The organism is Sphingopyxis sp. J-6, from assembly GCF_046603995.1.
GTDB lineage: Bacteria > Pseudomonadota > Alphaproteobacteria > Sphingomonadales > Sphingomonadaceae > Sphingopyxis.
Window position 1 is genome coordinate 2500156 of the sequence record NZ_CP145810.1, and the last position, 20653, is coordinate 2520808.

At 64.3% G+C, this 20653-nt stretch carries 16 protein-coding genes and 1 riboswitch; of the genes, 5 read left to right on the forward strand and 11 right to left on the reverse strand.

What is annotated here, in order from left to right; all coding sequences use genetic code 11:
• Nucleotides 1-64: 64 nt before the first annotated feature.
• Nucleotides 65-255, forward strand: a riboswitch (cobalamin riboswitch).
• 75 nt (nt 256-330) lie between these two features.
• The 5 genes from V6U71_RS12055 (at nt 331) to V6U71_RS12075 (ending at nt 7152) form a co-directional block, all read left to right on the forward strand.
• Complete coding sequence (locus tag V6U71_RS12055) at nt 331-2283, forward strand: TonB-dependent receptor plug domain-containing protein (protein ID WP_411338691.1); 1953 nt, start codon at nt 331-333, stop codon at nt 2281-2283.
• Between the two features lie 23 nt (nt 2284-2306).
• Nucleotides 2307-3101 carry an ABC transporter substrate-binding protein gene (locus V6U71_RS12060; protein ID WP_411338692.1) on the forward strand — a complete coding sequence of 265 codons (795 nt, stop codon included), beginning with the start codon at nt 2307-2309 and terminating at the stop codon, nt 3099-3101.
• Nucleotides 3101-4084 carry a FecCD family ABC transporter permease gene (locus tag V6U71_RS12065; RefSeq protein WP_411338693.1) on the forward strand — a complete coding sequence of 328 codons (984 nt, stop codon included), beginning with the start codon at nt 3101-3103 and terminating at the stop codon, nt 4082-4084. The genes V6U71_RS12060 and V6U71_RS12065 overlap by 1 nt, the downstream gene beginning before the upstream one ends.
• Nucleotides 4077-4841 carry an ABC transporter ATP-binding protein gene (locus V6U71_RS12070; RefSeq protein ID WP_411338694.1) on the forward strand — a complete coding sequence of 255 codons (765 nt, stop codon included), beginning with the start codon at nt 4077-4079 and terminating at the stop codon, nt 4839-4841. The genes V6U71_RS12065 and V6U71_RS12070 overlap by 8 nt, the downstream gene beginning before the upstream one ends.
• A 364-nt stretch (nt 4842-5205) precedes the next feature.
• Nucleotides 5206-7152 carry a polysaccharide biosynthesis protein gene (locus V6U71_RS12075; RefSeq protein WP_411338695.1) on the forward strand — a complete coding sequence of 649 codons (1947 nt, stop codon included), beginning with the start codon at nt 5206-5208 and terminating at the stop codon, nt 7150-7152.
• A 50-nt stretch (nt 7153-7202) separates the two neighbouring features.
• Here the strand turns inward: V6U71_RS12075 and V6U71_RS12080 are convergent, their stop codons facing one another.
• The 11 genes from V6U71_RS12080 to wecC form a co-directional block, all read right to left on the reverse strand.
• Nucleotides 7203-8435, reverse strand: a complete 1233-nt coding sequence (locus V6U71_RS12080) for a DegT/DnrJ/EryC1/StrS family aminotransferase (RefSeq protein WP_411338696.1) — start codon at nt 8433-8435, stop codon at nt 7203-7205.
• A 7-nt stretch (nt 8436-8442) separates the two neighbouring features.
• On the reverse strand, nt 8443-9093 hold the full coding sequence (locus V6U71_RS12085; protein ID WP_411338697.1) for an acetyltransferase: 651 nt from the start codon (nt 9091-9093) through the stop codon (nt 8443-8445).
• On the reverse strand, nt 9090-9683 hold the full coding sequence (locus tag V6U71_RS12090; RefSeq protein ID WP_411338698.1) for a sugar transferase: 594 nt from the start codon (nt 9681-9683) through the stop codon (nt 9090-9092). Before V6U71_RS12090 ends, V6U71_RS12085 begins: the two co-directional genes overlap by 4 nt.
• On the reverse strand, nt 9680-10900 hold the full coding sequence (locus V6U71_RS12095) for a glycosyltransferase family 4 protein (RefSeq protein WP_411338699.1): 1221 nt from the start codon (nt 10898-10900) through the stop codon (nt 9680-9682). Before V6U71_RS12095 ends, V6U71_RS12090 begins: the two co-directional genes overlap by 4 nt.
• Nucleotide 10901: 1 nt before the next feature.
• Nucleotides 10902-12722 (reverse strand): heparinase II/III family protein, encoded by a 1821-nt coding sequence (locus V6U71_RS12100; protein ID WP_411338700.1) that lies wholly within the window; start codon nt 12720-12722, stop codon nt 10902-10904.
• Nucleotides 12719-14845, reverse strand: coding sequence for a bi-domain-containing oxidoreductase (locus V6U71_RS12105; RefSeq protein ID WP_411338701.1), 2127 nt, complete (start codon nt 14843-14845; stop codon nt 12719-12721). The genes V6U71_RS12100 and V6U71_RS12105 overlap by 4 nt, the downstream gene beginning before the upstream one ends.
• A 67-nt stretch (nt 14846-14912) precedes the next feature.
• The gene (locus tag V6U71_RS12110; protein WP_411338702.1) at nt 14913-15893 is read right to left on the reverse strand and encodes a glycosyltransferase; all 981 of its coding nucleotides are present in this window, start codon (nt 15891-15893) and stop codon (nt 14913-14915) included.
• A complete protein-coding gene (locus V6U71_RS12115; RefSeq protein ID WP_411338703.1) occupies nt 15890-16891 on the reverse strand; it encodes a polysaccharide pyruvyl transferase family protein in 1002 nt (333 codons plus the stop codon). The genes V6U71_RS12110 and V6U71_RS12115 overlap by 4 nt, the downstream gene beginning before the upstream one ends.
• On the reverse strand, nt 16891-18228 hold the full coding sequence (locus tag V6U71_RS12120) for a lipopolysaccharide biosynthesis protein (RefSeq protein WP_411338704.1): 1338 nt from the start codon (nt 18226-18228) through the stop codon (nt 16891-16893). The genes V6U71_RS12115 and V6U71_RS12120 overlap by 1 nt, the downstream gene beginning before the upstream one ends.
• A gap of 22 nt (nt 18229-18250) precedes the next feature.
• Nucleotides 18251-19327, reverse strand: coding sequence for an EpsG family protein (locus V6U71_RS12125; protein ID WP_411338705.1), 1077 nt, complete (start codon nt 19325-19327; stop codon nt 18251-18253).
• A 47-nt stretch (nt 19328-19374) separates the two neighbouring features.
• Entirely contained in the window at nt 19375-20637 is a 1263-nt protein-coding gene (gene wecC / locus V6U71_RS12130; RefSeq protein ID WP_411338706.1) for a UDP-N-acetyl-D-mannosamine dehydrogenase, read from the reverse strand.
• Nucleotides 20638-20653: the final 16 nt, after the last annotated feature.

The window sequence follows — 20653 nt, forward strand, 5'->3', positions numbered from 1 at the left end:
TGTCGAGGCTTCGCGGCGCGATTGCAAGTTTGCCGATTGCAGCCAGGCCACGCTTTTGCTAGCGGCCCGCCCCGTGACCTCAGGTTCCCCGGCAACGGGGATGAAAAGGGAAGTCCGGTGCAATCCGGCGCTGCCCCCGCAACTGTAAGTCGGCGAGGTGGATGCGACATAGCCACTGGGGCCCACGCCCCGGGAAGGCCGCATTCCCCAGTGACCCGACCAGCCAGGAGACCTGCCCGAGCGTCGCCGTTATCTGTCGCGGGCGGGGTGTACCGGCGGCAGGCGAGGTTCCTCGCGTGACGGCAAAGCCGTTACGTTGGAGGGACTATAATGAATATTGCTGTTTATCGTGCGAGCCTGTCGGCGCTCGCCATCGCCGCGGCATCGCCCGCATTCGCCCAGTCGAACCCCGACCTCGCGACCACCGACGAAGCCGGCGATACGATCGTCGTCACCGCGTCGCGCTCGGGCGAAGGCGCCCGCGTCGACCAGCTCGGCTCGTCGGTCACCGTGCTCGATGCCCGGACGATCGAAAACCGCCAGACGCGGGTGCTGTCGGACGTGCTGCGCGACGTGCCGGGCGTCGCCGTCAGCCGGCTTGGCGTGATCGGCGGGCAAACGCAGCTTCGCATCCGCGGCACCGAGGGCAATCATGTCCTGACGCTGATCGACGGCATCGAGGTGTCCGATCCGTTCAACGGCGAATATGATTTCGGCACCCTGATCGCCTCGCCCGCCGCGCGGATCGAGGTGCTGCGCGGCCAGCAATCTTCGCTTTACGGGTCGGATGCGATCGGCGGCGTCGTTCATTATATCACGCTGACCGGCGCCGAAGCGCCCGGGATCAGCGCCCGCGCCGAAGGCGGTTCGTTCGAGACCTTCTCGGGCGACGTGCGCGTCGCCGGCGTCGCCGGCGATCTCGATTATGCGGTGTCGGGCGCCTATCTCCATACCGGCGGATCGCCCACCGCACGCTTCGGCACCCGCGACATCGGGTCGGACAATGTCGGGGTCAGCGGCAAGCTGATCTGGTCGCCGTCGGAGAGCTTCAGGCTGACCGGGGTCGCGCGTTACGGCTATACCGACGCCGACTTCAACAACAGCGAGTTCGACGGCACCAGCCCGCTCTATGGCATGATCGTCGACAGCCCGGGCGCCTATTATACCAGCCAGTCGTTCCACGGCCTGCTGCGCGCCGAATTCACCGCGCTCGACGGCCGCTGGACCAACGCGCTGACCGGGCAGGTCACCGACACGGTGCGCAAGAGCTATTCGGCTTTCGGCCGTGACGGCGGCAGCGAAGGCCGACGTTACAAGGGCTCGTTCGAATCGAGCCTGCGCTTCGGCACCGATACCGTCGTCCACCGGCTGACCGCGGCGGTCGATGTCGAACGCGAGGAATTCCGCAACACCACCCCCTCGCCCTTCGTCTTCCAGGGCAAGCGCGACACCGACAATATCGGCTTCGTCGGACAATATGAGCTGCTCGCGGGCGACGCCTTCGCGCTCGGCGCCTCGGTGCGTCACGACGAGAACGACCGGTTCGACGACGCGACGACCTTCCGCATCCAGTCGAGCTACAAGCTGCCGACCGGCACGCGCATTCGCGGCGCCTATGGCACCGGCGTCAAGAACCCGGGCTATTACGAGCTTTACGGCTATTCGGACGGCGTGTTCATTGGCAACCCCGACCTCCGCCCCGAAAAATCGAAGGGCTGGGAAGCCGGGATCGAACAGACGATCGGAGACAATCAGGCAACGATCGGCGCCACCTATTTCGACAACAAGCTTAAGGGCGAAATCTACACGACCTACCCCGCCCCCGATTTCATCGCGACGCCCGCGAACCGCACGACGACGTCGAAGCAGCGCGGCGTCGAAGTGTTTGCCTCGGCGCGCCCGATCCCGCAGATCGAGCTCGACCTTGCGTACACCTGGCTGAAAGCGCGCGAGAATGGCGCGGTCGAGGTGCGCCGGCCGAAGCATGTCGCGAGCTTCAACGCGACGATCTTCAGCAAGGACGAGCGCTTTTCGACGACGCTGACGCTGCGCTATAACGGCCGCCAGACCGACGTCGCCTTCCTCGACCCGATCTTCTTCGCGCCGACCACCGTGTCGCTGAAGGAATATGTGCTGGTGAATCTCAACGCTAACTACAAGCTGACCGACGCCATCTCGGTCTTCGCCCGCGTCGAAAATCTCGCGAACGAGGATTATGAGGAGGTGTTCAGCTACCGCACCCAGGGCCGCGCGGCCTATGGCGGCGTGCGCGTCAGCTTCTGATGCGATCGGCGGCGGCTCTCGCGATGCTGGCAGTCCTCACGGGCTGTCAGCAGCGCGCGCCGCTGCCCGAACGCCGCGGCGTCGTCAGCATCGATTTCTGCGCCGACCAGATGGTGCTGGGATTGCTGCCGCGCGAGCGGGTGCGCGCCGTGTCGTTCGAGGCGGAAAGCGACGCCGGCTTCGCGGCGCCCCGCGCTCGCGGTCTCCCGCGGCTGCGCCCGCAAATCGAGGATATCGCCGCGCTTCGTCCTGCAATCGTCGTTCGCTCCTTTCGCGGCGACGCGCGGCTCGACCGGCAGCTTCGCGCGATGGGAATCCGCGTCGTCCAGCTCGGCTACGCCGGGACGCTCGGCGACGTCGCGACCGACATGCGGCGCGTCGCCGCCGAACTGGACGCGGAGACAAAGGCGACGGCGTTGCTTGCCGGCTATGATGCAGAGCTGGCGGCGGCGCGCAGCGCGGCGGTACCGACACGGAGCGCGCTCTATGTGACGCCCGGCGACGTCACCACCGGCCCGGGTTCGTTCGTCGCAGATGTCATCGCCGCTGCGGGACTGAAGCCCTATCGCGAACAGCCGGGGTGGGGCACGCTGCCGCTCGAGGAGATGGTTCGCCGTCCGCCCGATGTGGTCTTCCGTGCCTTCTACGACAGCGCCCGTTACCGGCAGGATCGCTGGTCAGCGTCCCTCCATCCCGTCGTCGCCCAAGCGTCGCGTCGGGCAATAGAGGTCGAAGTGCCGGGAAGCTGGCTCGCCTGCGGCAACTGGCTTGCGGGTCATGCCGTCGCAAGGCTCGCCGAAGCGCGAAAGGGAGGCTGATGCGGCGCACCAACATCCTGCTCGCGGCGCTGCTCGTCTTCATCGCCATGACGGCGCTGATGACCGGCCCCGACGGGCTTGCGCCGCGCCTACTGTTCGACTGGGCGACGGGAAGCGACCCGGCAGCAGCAACCATCGTCGCCGACATCCGCCTGCCCCGGGTGCTGAGCGCGGCGATCGTCGGAGCCGCACTGGCGGTTTGCGGCGCCGCGCTGCAAGCGCTGACGCGCAATCCGCTCGCCGAACCCGGCATCCTCGGGGTGTCGTCGGGTGCGACGCTCGGCGCGACGCTGACGCTCTATTTCGGCCTGTCGGCGCTCTGGTCGTGGGCGCTGCCGATGGGCGCGATCGTCGGCGCCGGGCTGGTCACCGCGCTGCTCGCGTCGGCGGCGGTGCGGACGCGCGGCATGGCGACACTGATCCTGATCGGCGTCGGCCTGTCGAGCCTGACCGGGGCACTGATGGCGCTGATCCTCAACTTCGCGCCCAATCCCTTTTCGCTGTCCGACCTCGTCACCTGGACGCTCGGTTCGGTCGCCAACCGCTCGCTGTCCGATCTCGGGCTGACGGTGCCCTTCATGGCGGCCGGGATGGCGCTACTCCTGACCCAGCGCCGGCAGCTCTCGCTGCTTTCGATCGGCGAGGAGGCCGCGATCGCGCACGGTCTCGACTTTCGCCGCACGCAGCTCATCGTCGTCATCGCCACCGGCCTCGCGACGGGAGCGTCGGTCGCGCTTGCCGGGTCGGTCGGCTTCGTCGGGATCGTCGCCCCGCATCTCGTGCGGCCATGGGCCGGACACGATCCCGGCCGGACGCTCGTCCCCGCGGCGCTGGCCGGCGCAATCATGCTGATCGCTGCCGACATGCTGGTCCGGCTGCTCCCGACCGACACCGAATTGCGGCTCGGCGTGGTTGCCGCGCTGGCCGGCGCACCGATCTTCCTGCTCATCGTGCTGCGACGGGGGAATGTGCGCCATGACTGATCTTGCCGCACGGAACGTCGCGATTGCCGGGCGGCTCGGCAGCACCGACTTCACCCTGTCGCCGGGGGAGCTGGTCGCCATCGTCGGCCCCAACGGTTCGGGGAAGAGCAGCCTGCTTCGCATTCTCGCGGGCCTGCTGCGCCCGGACAGCGGGACGGTTTCGCTAGACAATCTGGCCCTCGACAGCCTCGATCCGCTGACACGCGCACGCGCGCTTGCCTATCTGCCCCAGCGCGCCGAAGTGGCGTGGCCGATCCTCGTCGCCGATATGGTCGCACTCGGCCGCTATGCCTTCGGCGCGGAGGACATGAAGCGAAATATTGCGCCGGGGCACTGGCTGGAGGAGGTCGGCTGCGAGGCCTTGGCAGGCCGCTCGACCGCGACGCTTTCGGGGGGCGAATTGGCGCTGGTCGCACTTGCCCGTACATTCGCTGCCGAAACGCCGCTGTTGCTGCTGGACGAGCCGACCGCCGCGCTTGACCCCAAACGCCAGATCGACACGATGGCGCGACTTGCGAAGCGGAGCCGCGAGGGCCGCGGAATCGCCGTTGTGCTCCACGATCTCAACCTTGCCGCGCAGTTCGCCGATCGGATCGTCTGGATGAAGGACGGCCGCATCGAGGCCGAAACGCCGCCCGAACCCGCGGCGCTGACGGCCAACGCGGCAGCTATATTCGGCATCGAAGTGCACGTCGAAGTCGCTGACGACGAACGAGTCCGCTCCGTCGCGATCTGTGGCGGCTCCCGGAACGACTGAGCTCATAGCGCCTTCAAATAATCCGGCCGACTGTGCGCGAGATCACAGCAACGAAGCAATCACCATCTCATGACGATTCTACGAAACGAGGATCGGGCAGGAATTATTTCGCGGCAACGTACCAGAGGCGGGATCGTTTGCCCCCGTCGCGAGTTATACGTGCCGCAGAAGGCGATTGGGATGCGGGGGCAAGGTTTACCGTTACTTATTGAGTTATGTTACCGTGCCGTTTATGGGACGGGCATTGTTCGTCGTGAACTTGTCTCGATTTAACGCAGGGTCGCCGCAGGGAAATATGCCTGCAATCTGCTGTACTCTATCTCGCGCCTTCTGGCAGGGATCCATAGAAAGCGGTTGGCGATAGATGATTTCGGCAAAAGATGATCGGTGGCGCGACTGGCGCGCGAAGATGCTGGCCTTCGTGGTCGACCGGCCGCGTATCCAGCGCCAGATGGCCGCCGTCGCCATCGACGGATCGCTTTGCATCGCGGCAGTATGGATCGCCTTTTCGCTCCGGCTCGGCGTCTGGGAGCTGTTTTCCCAACCGATCCTGACCTTCGCCGCGATCGCATTGCTATTCTGGTATCCCATTGCCTGGAAAACAGGCGTCTATCGCTCGCTGATCCGTTTTTCCGGCGCGCGGACGATCGCCGACCTGGCGATCGCCTGCGCGGCGCTGGCGGTGCCGCTGTTCATCGTCTGCGTCGTCTTCCGCCTTCCTTCCGTGCCGCGCACGCTCTCGATGCTGCACCCGATCATTTTCCTGCTTCTGCTGGGTGCCAGCCGCATCGCCATACGCTTCGTGCTTCTCGACCTGTTCAAGGTTGTGTCGGTCAATGCCCGCCGCGTACTCGTTTACGGCGCGGGCCGTGCCGGACAGCAATTGGCGCTGTCGCTTCGCCATGAATCGCAGGTCCATCTCGTCGGCTTCGTCGACGACGACCTGCGGCTCGACGGCCAGCGCCTCGACGGCGTCCCTGTTTTCGGCGCCAACCGCCTGAAAGAGCTGCTCGAAGATACCGATATCGACGAGGTGCTGCTCGCCATCCCCAGCGCTTCGCGCGCACGCCGCCGCGAGATCATCGACACGCTGAAGAATGAAGAGGTCTATGTCCGCTCGCTTCCCAATCTGACCGGCGTCATCGAGGGGTCGGTGACGGTCAACGATTTGCGCGAAATCCAGATCGAGGAGCTTCTCGGCCGCGAAACCGTCGCGGCGAACCAACTGCTGATGAGCCGCACGACGGCCGGAAAGATCGTTCTCGTGTCGGGTGCCGGCGGCTCGATCGGCAGCGAGCTATGCCGCCAGATCCTGCGGTGCCGCCCGGCGCGCCTCGTGCTGCTCGAACAATCAGAATATGCACTTTATGCGATCGAGCAGGAGTTGATCGAACTCATGCGCGAACTGGCGATCGACGTGCCGCTCGTGCTCGAACTCGCGAGCGCGTCCGAACGCTCGTCGATGTCCCGCATCTACAACTATCACAAGCCCGAAACTGTGTTTCACGCGGCCGCCTACAAGCATGTCCCGCTGGTCGAGGCGAACCCGATCTCCGGCCTGCGCAACAATATCATGGGGACGCTGCACAGCGTGGCCGCCGCCGAGGCGGTCGGTGTCGCCAACTTCATCCTGATCAGCACCGACAAGGCGGTGCGGCCGACCAACATCATGGGCGCGTCGAAGCGCGTCTGCGAACTGATCCTGCAGGCGCGGGCCGAGCGGCCCGACGTCAAGACCGTGTTCAGCATGGTCCGCTTCGGCAATGTGCTGGGATCGAGCGGTTCGGTCGTTCCGCGGTTCAAGGCCCAGATCGAGGCTGGCGGCCCCGTCACGCTGACGCACAGGGAAATCACGCGCTATTTCATGACCATCCCCGAAGCCGCGCAACTCGTCGTGCAGGCGAGCGCGATGGCCAAGGGCGGCGAGGTGTTCGTGCTGGACATGGGCCAGCCGGTCAAGATTTTCGACCTCGCGACCAGCATGATCCACCTGTCGGGACTGAGCGTGCGCTCGGCCGACAATCCCGACGGCGACATCCAGATCATCGAGACCGGCCTGCGTCCGGGCGAGAAACTCTACGAAGAGCTTTTGATCGGCGACAATCCCGAAAAGACCAAGCATCCGCGCATCATGCGCGCCCGCGAGGGCCTGTGGCATTGGGAAGAACTCGAACGCGAGCTGCAGGAACTCGACGCGACGATCCGCGGCACCGGCGACAGCATCGCCGCCGTGCAGACGATCAGCCGGCTGGTGCCCGAATTCGTGCCCGATGCAGGGTGGATCGAACGGTTGAGCGCCAACAACGGATAGGCGGTGCCGCACCCCGCTCTCGCGGAAAGCGCGCCCGCCTGCCGATCCAGCTAGGCGACGCCCTCGCCGGCGTGCGCCGCGCTAGCGGCGGCGATGACCTCGCGGCTGACCTTGGCGGTCAGTTCGATCTGCTCCTGCGTCAGCGTCGGGTGAACGAGCCACATCAGACTGGTATCGCCCAGTTCGCGCGCGGCCGGCATCCGCTGCAACGGCCGCCAGCCGGTGCCGTCGAACGCCTTTTCCAGATAGACCTCTGAACAGCTTCCCTGAAAACAGGGCACGCCGTGCGCGTTGATCTCGGCAACGATGCGGTCGCGGTCCCAGCCCTCCGCAAGCCGGTCGGGGCGGACATAGGCATAGAATTTATACTCGGCGTGCACATTCCCCTCGCCGCCCAGCGTCGGCGTCCGGACAAGTCCGTCCGGCCCCGAAAAGGGCGCCAGCGCATCGCGAATGGTGGCGGCATTGCCGGTCCGCGCCGCGGTCCAGTCCTGCATGCGGCCGAGCTGGATGCGCCCGATCGCGGCCTGTATCTCGATCATCCGCCAGTTGGTGCCGAAGCTTTCATGGACCCAGCGGAACCCTGGCGGATGCTGGCGTTCATAGACCGCCTCCCAGCTCTTGCCATGATCCTTGAACGACCACATGCGCGACCAGAGTTCGCGGTCGTCGGTCGTCACCATGCCGCCCTCGCCGCCCGTCGTCATGATCTTGTCCTGGCAGAAGGACCACGCCGAAACATGGCCGATCGACCCGACGCTGCGCCCCCGATAGCGCGCGCCATGCGCCTGCGCACAATCCTCGATCACCTTGATGCCGCGAGGTTCGGCGAGCGCCATGATCGGGTCCATGTCGGCCGGCCAGCCGCCGATGTGGACAACGATGATCGCACGGGTCCGGTCGGTCAGCACGGGAGCGATCGTCGCCGCTGAAATATTGCCGCTGTCGCGATCGACGTCGGCGAAAACCGGGATCGCACCGGCGTTGACGACGCAGCTTACCGACGCAAGGAAGGTCCGCGGGGTAACCACCACCTCGTCAGTCGGCAAACCGCCGTTGACCGCGCCGACGCCCAGCCCGTGCAGCGCAAGGTCGAGCGCGACCGTCCCGTTGGTGACGGCGATGGCATGGGCGCTGTCCGCCCAGTCCGCGAATTCGCGTTCGAACGCCCGGCATTCCTCGCCGGTCCAGTAATTGACCCGGTTCGAACGCAGCACGGCGGTGACCGCGTCTGCTTCTTCGTCGGTGAAACTGGGCCAGGGAGCAAAGGGGGTGTTGAGCATGTTATTTCTATTTCTTTTCCAGAGGCCGTGCGGGATTGCCAATGACGGTTGCGCCTGGCGGGACATCCTTGGTGACGACGGCCCCCATCCCAACGACAGCCCCCGCGCCGATGACTAACGGCTTCTCCGGCGTACCCTGCTTCAGGATTGCACCGGTACCGATATATGCCCGGTCCCCGATATGTACATTGCCGTTGCACATCACACGCGGCGCAAAGGTCACAAAGTCCCCGACGACACAATCATGCGCGACGTAGCTGTAAATATTGGCATGAAAACAGCGTCCTATCACTGCATCGGACGTAAGCGTGACGAAAGGCTGCAATATTGAGCCGGCACCGACCGAAACCCGATCACCGACGAAGATATTTTGGGCGATGACATCGCACATGGGAATTCCCGCAGCGGCGCAGCGATCATGAAGCAATTCGCGTATTCGCGCATCCGCGATCGCGATCGTGACCGTCTTTTGGCTAGCCGGACGGGCCAGAAACGCGTCCCAATTCAGAACCTCATGCGGCATGTCATGCTGGCCCGTCAGCGCACCATCGTCGATAAAGACTATTTCCGCGCCTTGGGCTTCGGGAGATGCACGCAACACGGGCATAACTTCTCGACCGAAGCCGCTTGCACCATATATCCCTATCAGCTTGCTCATGTTTCCGTTCCCTTGAATGCCGCCATTGTTGCTTCTCCTTCCGCACTAATACCGTCTCGGACCAGCACCTTTCGAATTGTCAGGAACAGGATTTTGACGTCGAGCGCTAGCGTGCGATTGTCGACATACCAGACGTCCAGCGCAAATTTCTCTTCCCATGACAACGCGTTTCGCCCATTGACCTGCGCCCAGCCGGTAACGCCCGGTCGAACCTCGTGCCGTCTTGCCTGTTCGGGACTATAGAGCGGAATATAGCTCATCAAGAGTGGGCGAGGGCCAACAAGGCTCATGTCGCCTTTCAACACGCTCCACAGACCCGGCAATTCGTCGAGGCTGGTCGAGCGCAGGAACCGGCCGAGCGGGGTCAGCCGTTCGGCGTCGGGCAGCGGCTGTCCGTCGGCGCCGACGGCGTTACGCATCGTGCGGAATTTCATCATCTCGAACGGCTCGCCATGCAGCCCGGGACGGACCTGCCGGAACAGCGCCGGCGGCCCCATCTGACGCCGGATGAGCAGCGCGAGCACGATCAGCACCGGCGAAAACAGCAGCAGCGCGCCGCCCGCCAGCAAGATGTCGAGCAGGCGCTTCACGCCTTGCGCCCCTCGGTCACCCAATCGACCCATTGATCGGCGAGCTGCGACCGGTCGAAGCGCCGCTCGGCAAGTGCGGCCGCCCGGCCGCCCTTCGCCTTCAGCGCGGCGCGATCGGCTGCCGCCCGCTCGAGCGCGTCGGCAAAGGCCGGTGCATCGTCGGGTGGCACGGCGAAGCCGCAATCCTCACCCTCGATCATGTCGGCCAGCCAGCCGGGATAATTGTTCAGCACCGGCAGGCCCGCGGCGATATAGTCGAAGAATTTGTTCGGCGACGTGCCGTAATAGAAGGCGGGAATATTGGAGAGGATCTGGAGCCCCAAATCGGCGCCCGCCATCAGTCCGGCCAGCCGTTCCTTGTCGACCGGCGGATGGAACAGGACGTTGCGTAGCCTTTCCTGTTCGGCACGCGCCTGCAGCCCCGGCTTCAGCTTGCCTTCACCGACGAGCAGCAGCTTGATGTCGTCGCGTCCGCGATCCTGCAGCACGCGCGCCGCGTCGAGCACCGCGTCGAGGCCGTTCGCCATGCCGTGCGTGCCGGTGAAGACCGCCAGCAGGTCGCTCGCGGCGACGCCTTCGGGACGCCACGCGACCGGCTGGTTGCGGAAAATGCCGATATCGCAGCCGTTCGGGATCGTCGCGACGCGCGCTTCATCGACGCCGCGGCGCATGATCCCTTGCGCGATGCCGGGCGAGAGGCCGATGCAGCGCACCGCGCTGCGATAAGAGGTCCACTCCAACGCCGACAGCGCGGCGAGCACCGCGGGATTGGTGATCACGCCCATTTCGCGCGGCAGTTCGGGCCACAGGTCACGCACCTCGAACACGAACGGCTTGCCGCGCAGCCAGCGCGCGAAGATCGCGGGTATCCCGGCGGTCAGCGGCGTGGTGGTGGCGAAGGCGAGATCATATTTCTCTGTCATCGCGATCTTCAGGCTGTGCCAGGCATATTTGGCGAAGGTCGCGCTGCGTTTCAGGAAACCGTCGCGGTTCGAATAGGAGAGGTCGAGTTCGACGACCTCGATCCCGTCGACCGTTCCCCGCCGCACGCCCGCAGTGAAGGGACCGTCCAGCCCGGTCTTGCCGAGGCCATAACTGCCGCAGACCATGGTGACGCGATGTCCGCGATGCACGAGCCGCCGCGCCATTTCATAGGACCGGATGCCCGCGGCGCCGCGCGGCGTCGAAAAATGCTGATGGAAATAGAGGATATGCATATCAATATTCTATGATTGTCCGGATTGCCGAGGGAACCGGCACCCGGATTTCCAGGACGGGAAGCGAGGTCTTGCGGAGATAATATCGGGATTCGGCGCCTTCCACTATGCGGAGTTCGGCCGTCCCCGCTTCGCTTTCGACCGTCAGACGGCACATGCCGTCGCCGATCCGGTTGCCGTCGAGCTGCCAGTCGCCGGGACGGAGCCGCCAACGCAGGACGGCTTCCTTGGCATTACCATCGAGTTCGTCGCTGCAAATCAGCCTGTCTCCGTGCAGTTCCACCGTTCGCCTGTGTTCCGCACCCCAATGGTCGCGATAACCGGCCGCAGCGCGGCAGATATTGTCTTCGCATGACACCGGCGCGACATCGCGCGCCGCCGGCCAGCCGCCGAACAGGAAGCGGCCGAGACGCGGCATCTGGTCGCGCCCGTCGAACTGCACCGTGTTGTGCGACGCGACGCCGCCGAAATAATCGAGGTCGTCGTTCGACGAATTATAGCTATAGGTCCCGCCGTCGCGGAGGAGGTTTTCGCCGCCGACCCACAGGTCGAGATGAAGCAGGTCGCCTTGCCCCGGCCGGAAACGGAAGCGGGGATAACGCAGATAGGCCACCGCCCTGCCGGCGCGGAGAATGTGCAGGCCGCCCTCGCCGAACGTCCGGCTTTCGGGTGCGGACAACAGGGCATCGGGCGGCGGAATGAAGAGCCATTCGAGCTGGCGGTCCCATGGCCCCGGGCCGAAGGCGCGTGCGTCGGCGAACAGCACACTCGCCCACTGGAGCGACGGCCGGAAATCGCGATAGCCGCCGTCGGTCAGCACCATCAGCCTGGCGCCATCGTTTGCGCCCAAATTCGGCGTATCGCCCGTCCCCGGGTCGACCATCTGCTGCATCCATCGGACCGCCAGCCCCAGCCGCTCGCGGAGCCCGGCCGAAAAATCGGGCAGGCCGAACCGGCGGCGCCAAGTCTCGGCCAGCGAATAGGTGTCGAGCATCACGCGGTGATAGACGACCGAATATTGGCTGAAGGTTCCGTCGGGCTCGATCAGCGCGCGCGCCCGGTCCTCGAGCCATTTGCGCCCGGTCGCCGCCCAGCCCTGCCCCGCCGCGTCGCCCGTCGCGGCAAGCCAGCTTCCGCCGATGAAAAGCGCGGCGGCTTCGGACGTGCCGTGGTTATTCTGCTGGCCGATCGCATAGCTCATCGTCGGCGCGATGCGCGCGAGGTGCAGTTTCACGAGCGCGAGCAGCCCGGCTTCGGGCCGCTCGGCCTGCCCCAGCAGCAAGGCCGCGAGCGCCAGGTGCATCACCCGGATCGATGCCTCCTGCCCGCACTTCCAGTTGACGCCGCGGTAGGGCGGATTGTGCCGCGCCCAGTCGGTCAGCCACAGGTTGAGGCGATCGAGCTCGCCGCGGTCGCCCGACGCCGCCCGCTGCGCCATCGCCAGCAGCCAGTCGAACCGCGACGCCTCCCACACCGTCTTGATGTCGCCAAGTTCGGGGTCGAAATCGCCGATTTTGAACCAGTCGCGTTCGCCGTCGGCCCTGGCCCCCGAAAAGGGGTTGCGATGCCAGTCGGGCGGCGAAGCCGACGGAAAGCGGTGCGCGCCGAACCATAGGCCATCGGCCTGCCAGTCGGCTCGGGGCTCAATCCCGGCGGACGCGGGTGCGGGACCGCCGAAAAAGGGCGGCGACGGCACCGCCGCCGCCAGACGCAGCACCGGATGCACGCCCGCACGCAGGCCAAGCCGGTACAGCGCGACGCGTGCGAGATTGCCCGCGCCGAGCGCCGCATAGGTCCGCAGCTTGACGCTGGCCGCGCTCATTTCTGGTCGCGGAGCTGACCGGCCGCTTCGATCGTGACGCGCGCGACCTCGAAAAGCTCTTCGGGTGCGATGGGCGACGGCCCGCCCGCTTCGACGGCGCGCAGGAATGCCGCCGCGCATTCCGACTGCCCCTTGTCCTGCCGCCACAGCTTCTGCTTGCGGAAGCCCGGCCAGTTGAAGCCGCGCAGCGCGAGGAAATTGTCGAGTTGCAGCGTCCGCCCGCCGACGAACACCTCGACCCGCTCCTTGGGGAAGGATGCGCCGCCATTGGCAAGATAATGGATCGTGCCGAACGACCCGTCGGCAAAACCCAGCGTGATGCTCGCCTTGTCCTCGGTCAGCGGCTGCGCCTCGTTGTCGCCCATCCGCCGGGCGGTGATCGACGTAATCGGCGATCCCGCGAGGAAGCGCATCAGGTCGATATAGTGACAGGCTTCGCCGATGATACGCCCGCCCCCGACCGCCGGATCCTGCGTCCAGTGATCCGCCGGGATGGCGCCCGCATTCATCAGCATGACAAAGGCCTTGGGTTCGTGGGTCCCGCGCAGCAGGCGCTGCATCCGCTCGACGAGCGGCGCGAAGCGGCGGTTGAAACCGACCATGAGCTGCCTCCCCGATGCAGCATGCGCCTCCTCGACGAGCGCCAGTTCGTCGAGGTCGAGCGCGAGCGGCTTTTCGACGAAGACATTCTTCCCGGCACGCAGCGCCTCCGCCGTGAAGCGGGCGTGGCTGTCGTGGCGCGTCACGATGGCGACCGTGTTGATTTCGGGGTTGGCGATCAGTCCCGCCGCATCGGACGTCGCATGATCGAACCCGGCGCGCTGGCCGTGAATGACGCCGCTCGTTCCGCCGGCTGAGGCAATGCTGTGCAGCCGCGCGCCCGCGGCCTTGAACGCCGGGATCAGCATGCGCGACGCATAGTTTCCGGCGCCGATCACGCCGATGACCGCCTTGCCCGCCGGAACAGCGGTCGCATCGCCGAGCGGAACCGACGCGATATGCCGGGGCGCGACCGCATGTCCGTAATCGAGGATGATACCAAGCGCGCTCTTGTCGTCGGTCAGCGTGGCATAGGCATCGACCGCATCTTCGAAAGCGTGGCGATGCGTGACCAGCGACGCGACGTCGATCTGCCCCCCCGCCATCAGGTCGAGCACCGCCTCGAAATTCCGCTGCTCGGTCCAGCGGACGAAGCCGATCGGATAGTCCTGCCCCTTGTCCTCATAGGCGGGATCGTACCGCCCCGGACCATAGGAGCAGGACACCTGGAAACTCAGTTCCTTTTCATAGAAGTCGGCGCGATTGAGTTCGAGCCCCGTCACCCCGACGAGCACGATCCGCCCCCGCTTGCGGCACATCCGCGCCGCCTGCGTCACCGGGTCGGAGCTTTTGGTCGAAGCCGTGATGATCACGCCGTCGACGCCCTTGCCGCGCGAAAAGGCAAGGCCTGCGGCGACCGGATCCTCGCCGGCGCCCGGATTGCAGGTTTCGGCGCCGAACCGCTTGGCGAGTTCGAGCTTCGCCGCGTCGAAATCGATCGCGAGCACGCGGCAACCCTGTGCGCGGAGCAACTGGACCGTCAGCAGCCCGATCAGCCCGACGCCGGTGACGACGAAGGATTCGCCGAGCGTCGGATTGGCGAGGCGCAGTCCCTGCAGCCCGATTGCGCCGACGACCGTGAAGCTGGCCGCTTCGTCGCTGACATTGTCGGGAATGCGCGCACACAGATTCTGCGCGACCGAGACGACATCGGCGTGGGGTCCGTTGGACAGGACGCGATCGCCGACGGCAAAGCCGGTGACATTGGCGCCGACGGCGCAAACCCGGCCGACGTTCGAATAGCCGAGCGGTATGGGCTGCCCGAGTTTCGAACGAACGGCATCGACGGTAGTCAGCAGGCCGTCGGTCTTCACCTTGTCGAGCACCTGCATCACCTTTTCGGGCTGCTTCCGCGCCTTGGAAAGCATGCTCGCGCGCCCGAAGTCGACGAGCATGCGTTCGGTACCGATCGAGATCAGCGAAACGCTGGTATCGATGAGCAATTGGCCCGCGCGAACGCCGGGAGCGGGTGCTTCGACCAGTCGCGTCGCGCCGGAGGAGAGATCCTGGAGAATTTGTTTCATTGGAATATTTCCGGATTATCGGTGGATAATTGCCGCTTGCCAGTGCCGACGGGCACGGCGCGAGGCGCTAGCTTATTTTGGAACGCGACGCCACCGCCGACATCCGGTCCACCAGCGCATCCATGTCGGGATATGGGAACAGGACGCAGCGCGGGTCGCGCGGGGTAACGTCGCTCGCGATCACGGTGCAGCCGAAGTCGAGCGCTTCCTCGACCGAAATGCTCCAGCCGTCGGTGCTGGTCAGCCGCAGATAACAGTCCGCGCGCGCGAACACCGGCCACAATATCTTCTGGCCCGTTTCCCATATCACCGCATCCGCAACGCCAAGGCGCACGGCCTCGGCCTGGAAATGATGCAGCGCCTCGGGATCGCTCGTGTCGGCGACAAAGGCGATCAGCCGCGCGCGGCGCCCCGTCGCGATCAGGCGCGCCAGCGCCTCCAGCGCGAGGTCGAAGCCGTAAAGGTCGCGGCCCTGTTCGCGGACCAGCTTGTACGCCGACGTCAGGAACAGCGGACCGCTCTCGTCCGTCGCCCCCTCCATCACGCCGCGCAGGCGGTCCGAATAGGTCGCGACGACGGCGTCATGGTGCCGCGCATCGGGGCGGATATAGGGATTGATCCGCCTCGTCCTCGTGCCATGCCCAATCTGGCGGTGATGGGGGTCGAGATGCGGCGACACGATCCAGATGGCATCAAAGGTCGACAGCAGCAGGCGATAGACCGGCACCAGCACGCGGCCGCGCAGGCCCCCCGCAGCGGCGAGCGCGACGACTTTCCGGCTGTGGTTATGGTCGACGAGGATCAGCTTGGTACAGGGGAAAAGCAGCCGCGACACGATGAGGCCGAGCAGATTGACCGTGTTGAGGATCACGAAATCGGGGCGGCGCGCGGCAGCCCCCATCAACCTGGGAAGTTCGGCCGGGCGTTGCGGATTGACCACCGTCACGCTGGCGCCGCGACGGACGAGCCGGTCGCTGAAGCGCTCGACGAACGTCGTCACGCCCCCGATAGGCGGCGGCACCGATCCCAGGATGACCCACGAGGTCATCGGCGCGCGTCGACCCACTGGCGGCAACGGGCGATCAGTGCTTCGGCAAGCGGGACGTGCCGCGTCGGGTTGGACGGCGGGGCACGGAAATCGATGTCCTCGATCCGGTAATAATCGCTCTCGAACCCGTTTTCGGGCATGTCGCCGTCAAAGTCGATGACGTTCATCAGGTCGATAATGCCGCGGAAGCGGTACATGTTCGATTTCGATTTCTGCCCGTATTTGATGAACAGGACGGGCGTTCCCATGGCGAGACACGGCAGCGCGGCGTGGATACGCGACGTGATGACCAGCGATGCGCGCGAATATTGTTCGAGCCGCGCCCGTGCGAGGTCGAGCCGCGCCTGCGTGCTGACGCCGTCGCCGGGCTGGAGGTTGCCGAGCACCTTCACGCGATCGCGAAGGTCGCTAGGCACCGCGCGGATCAGCTTGCGGATCAACCGGTTCGCTCCACCGACGTGCAGGATCGAACCCGAACGCAAGTGCGAAAGCTTTGATCGGACCGGCGCTCTTAAAAAACCGCCGAGGCTTGGCACGGCGTGCGCGACGTCGACGAGCAATATGTCGCCGCCTTGCGGGTCCGGCTTATGCTGTACCGTCTGTCCAAGCGTCAGCGTCAGACAGCCGCTATAATAGGCCGGGACGCCGCGTTCGTTGAGGATCGACGCGGTGCGGATATCGCGGCAGCCGATTTCGGGAAAACGCCGAAAATAGTCGAGCGACGCTGGGCTGGTCAGCGCCGCCTCGAAGGGCCGGTTGATGTGGAATGACACGAACAGCGGGTCGATGTCGTTCGATGGCGGCCATTTCTGCGGCCGGTGCATGAACCAGCCGTTGAGGATCATCGACAGCGTCTCGCCGCGATAATCCGACAGCGCCTCGCGCGAGACGAATTTGTCGACCGCGGGCAGATACTGCAGCGCGGCAAGGCTCTGGATATAATCCCCCTCGTTGTACAGGCCGTCAAGGGGCTCGTAATCAAGCAACGCAAAGGACATTATCGGGCTCCGGGGAAAAGTCGCATGGAAAGATATCGGTGAACATATAGGGTCAGGATGGTCCGGTAGACGGCCATCGCGATCACCGACGACCAGGCCAGCCCGAATATCCCGAACGCCGGGATCAGCCAGGTTGCGGCGACGGTAAACTGGATGCCGATCGCCACCATCAGCGAAAGCGAGAGGATCAGCCTGCTGTTCTCCTTCGAATGCATCAACAGCAATATCTCCGACGGGCCGAGCAGCACCGCGATGAAGGGAACGAAGAGCAGAACGACGAGAAGATCGGCAACGCCGGCGAAAGAGTCGGGCAGCACCAGCCCGAAAGCCCACTCGCCGAACAGCCATATCGAAGCAATGACGAACAGCGACATCATCGCCATCTTGACCGAAAAAGATGACAGTTTGCGGCCGAGCGACGCCTGATCCGGATTGCCCAGGCCGGCCGCGATGATTTTCGGCAGGAACACGTTCGAAAACTCGACGAAGATCGAACAGGCAAGCGTCATGCGGCGCGCGGTGCCATAGATCGCGATGTCGGCCGGGCTGAGATACAGCGACGCGAGCAGTATCTCCAACTCGGTGAACACGACGAAGAGCATCGAATAGGAAAAGGAGTACCACGATTCGGACCGGTAATAGGACGGATTGGCGGTTACCATGCCGCGGACCCATTGCCCCATCGACACGCTCCGGCACAGCACGACCGCCACCAGCACCGCGAGTAGCGAGGCGACGAGATACAGGTTTACGTAGCTCGAAATCCCCATCTGCTCCGTATAATGGTAGAGCGAGACGACCATCGCGATGAAGATGAAGTTCAATATCGACGACTTCACCAGGCTCGAATAGACGATCAGCGCGCGCACCTTGGAAATCTGGTACAGATAGACGAGCATCGATGTGCCCAACGATATGGCGAATATCTGGGGAAGGCTGTCCTCCAGAAACTTCAGGTTTTCGTCATTATACCATCCCGACAGATCGACCGACCACAGCACCGTCTTCGCAAGCGCGAGAAGGAGCAGGCAGTTGATCAGCAGATATTTGGTCGCCTGCCCGAAAGCCTTGGAATCCCACGCTTTCGCCTTATCGACTTCGGTTTCGATCGCCGATTGGCGGAAAAGGACATATTCGCCGCCGAACCGCATGACGACGCTGAGATAGGTCGTCGCGCTGATCATGATGTAAAACTGCCCCAGCGTGTCCACGGACAGGAAATGCGGGAGGATCAAGGCAATTCCGAGCCCGATCGCCGCGGCCGCCCCGCGCCCCGCGCCATAGAGGATCATGCCGGAGCCGATCGAGGCCGGGCGGAACAGTTTCAGCAAGCGCATCCTGGTTTTCCGCAGCAATCTGTCAGAAAAAATCCGACAGCGGATAAAGGTCGGCAAAAAGGAAGGGGAATATCAGCAGGATGAACAATACGACCAGCGCGTTGTTCCGTCCGGCGATCATACGGGAAAATTCGACGATGAAATAGCCGAACAGGAAATAGTCGGAAACGCGTCCTAATCGTCCCGCAAGGTGCGTGTTGTAAAAGAATACGGCGTTAACGACAAAGCTGAATATCACGAAAATGACGACGACGTCGAATTCCTTCCGCGTGGACAGATCCTTCCACCGGATCGCCAGAAGCGCCGGAAAGAACACCAGCGACAGGATCGACGTGGCCCGGAAGCCCTCGGATTCCACCGACAGATAGCGCGTCTTCGAATTGATCAGCTCATATGACGGAATGAAGTCCAGATAGGAAATGAAGCTGGTGATCATCAGCGCCATGGTGATCGTCACGACCGATATCCCCGCGATGACCGGCAAGGAAACGCGGGTCAGCGAATTGCGGTTCTTTTCGATCAGCAGCATCACACCATAATATAGCCCGCAGAAGATGATGAAGAGCCCGTACTGGCTGTGGATCATCGTCGCCGCCACCGCGAATAGGACGGCAAGGATGAAATTGCCCTTCCTGAGATATGCGAGAAAGAGGAAGGTAAACCCCAGCGGCAGCGAAGAGCGGGGCGACCAGAAATAGATGATGAGGAACTGGACCGGTATCATCAGCGCGATGATTTGCGACGTATACTCGTCCTTGAGGCCGAATTTCCGGAAAGCGATGATCGTCAGCACCATCGTCAGGCCGAAGTTGATGGCGAGAAAGGTCCGGAAATCGCTCGTGATGAAGCTCACGAGCCCGGTGTAGAGGAACCACCCCGGTTCGGCCGTCAGCGGGCTTCCCGACCTGAAGAACAGCGGCGCATTGGGTTCGAAAAAGACCGATTCATACGCAAGTTGATAGTGCGCGAAATCATAGCCGGTTTCGGGCAGGAGATAGAGAAAGAACGGATAGGACAGCAGAAAGAGGACGAAGAAGGATTTCAGCCCGAACCTGCTGACCACATACATGACGAGGTTGTAGAAATAATAGGCAACCATCTACATTCTTTCAGCCTGCCGCCACGGAACGGTCCGGGTTTCGGCTCTTACCGCCACACGCCGCGGGCGTCGATCACTTCCCCTTCGGGAACGTCACTGCCGCGGAACTGATGATGATCGACCAGCATGACATGAACGTCCGCGGCGGCGCGCGCTTCGTCAGCGCCGACCAGCCGCGCATGCCCCAGTCCCGCCGGCAGCGTTTCGATGTTCGGTTCGACCGCCAGCAACTCGCCCTTGTGGCTTCCGGCCAGAGTGCGCACGATTTCCAGCGCGGGACTTTCGCGCAGATCGTCGATATCGGGTTTGAAGGCGAGCCCGTAACAGGCAATCACAACCTGCCCCGCATCTTTTGCGGCGTGCGCATCGAGGTGCGCGGCCACTGCCCTGTCGACCTTCGCCAGGATGTGATGCGGCTTGTCGTCGTTCACGACCCGCGCGGTGCGGATCAGCCGCGCCTCGTCGGGCGCGCTCGACACGATGAACCACGGATCGACCGCGATGCAATGGCCGCCGACACCGGGGCCCGGCTGCAGGATATTGACCCGCGGATGGCGATTGGCGAGCGCGATCAGCTCCCACACGTCGATGTCGAGCTTGTCGCAGATCACCGACAGCTCGTTCGCGAAGGCGATGTTGACGTCGCGAAAACTATTCTCGGTCAGCTTGGCCATTTCGGCCGTCCGGGCATCGGTGACGACGCATTCGCCTTCGACGAAAATCTTGTAGAGCGTCGTGGCGACGGCCGAACAGGCCGGGGTCATCCCGCCGATCACCCGGTCGTTATGGACCAGTTCCTGCATCACCTTGCCGGGCAACACCCGCTCCGGACAATGCGCGATCCGGATGTCCGACGCCTCGCCCGCCTGCTGCGGAAAACTGAGATCGGGCCGCGCTTCCGCGAGCCAGGCCGACATCTGCTCGGTGGCACCGACCGGCGACGTCGATTCGAGCACGACGAGGTTGCCGGGCCGGAGCACCGGCGCGATGGCCTTCGATGCGGCCTCGATGTACCCGAGATCGGGATCGTGGTTGGCGCCCTTGAACGGCGTCGGCACCGCGATCAGGAACGCATCGGCCGGCTGGGGGGTCAGCGTCGCGGAAAGAAATCCCTCATGCACCGCCTGATGGACCACCGTATCGAGGTCGGGCTCGACAATGTGGATAGCGCCGCTGTTGATCGTATCCACCGTCGCCGGGCTGACATCGACGCCGATGACCTCCATCTTGCGCGATGCGAACATGGCTGCGGTCGGCAGGCCGATATAGCCGAGACCGATAACCGAAATAACCTCAAACTGCTGCGTCATCTGTCGTTGTTCCGTT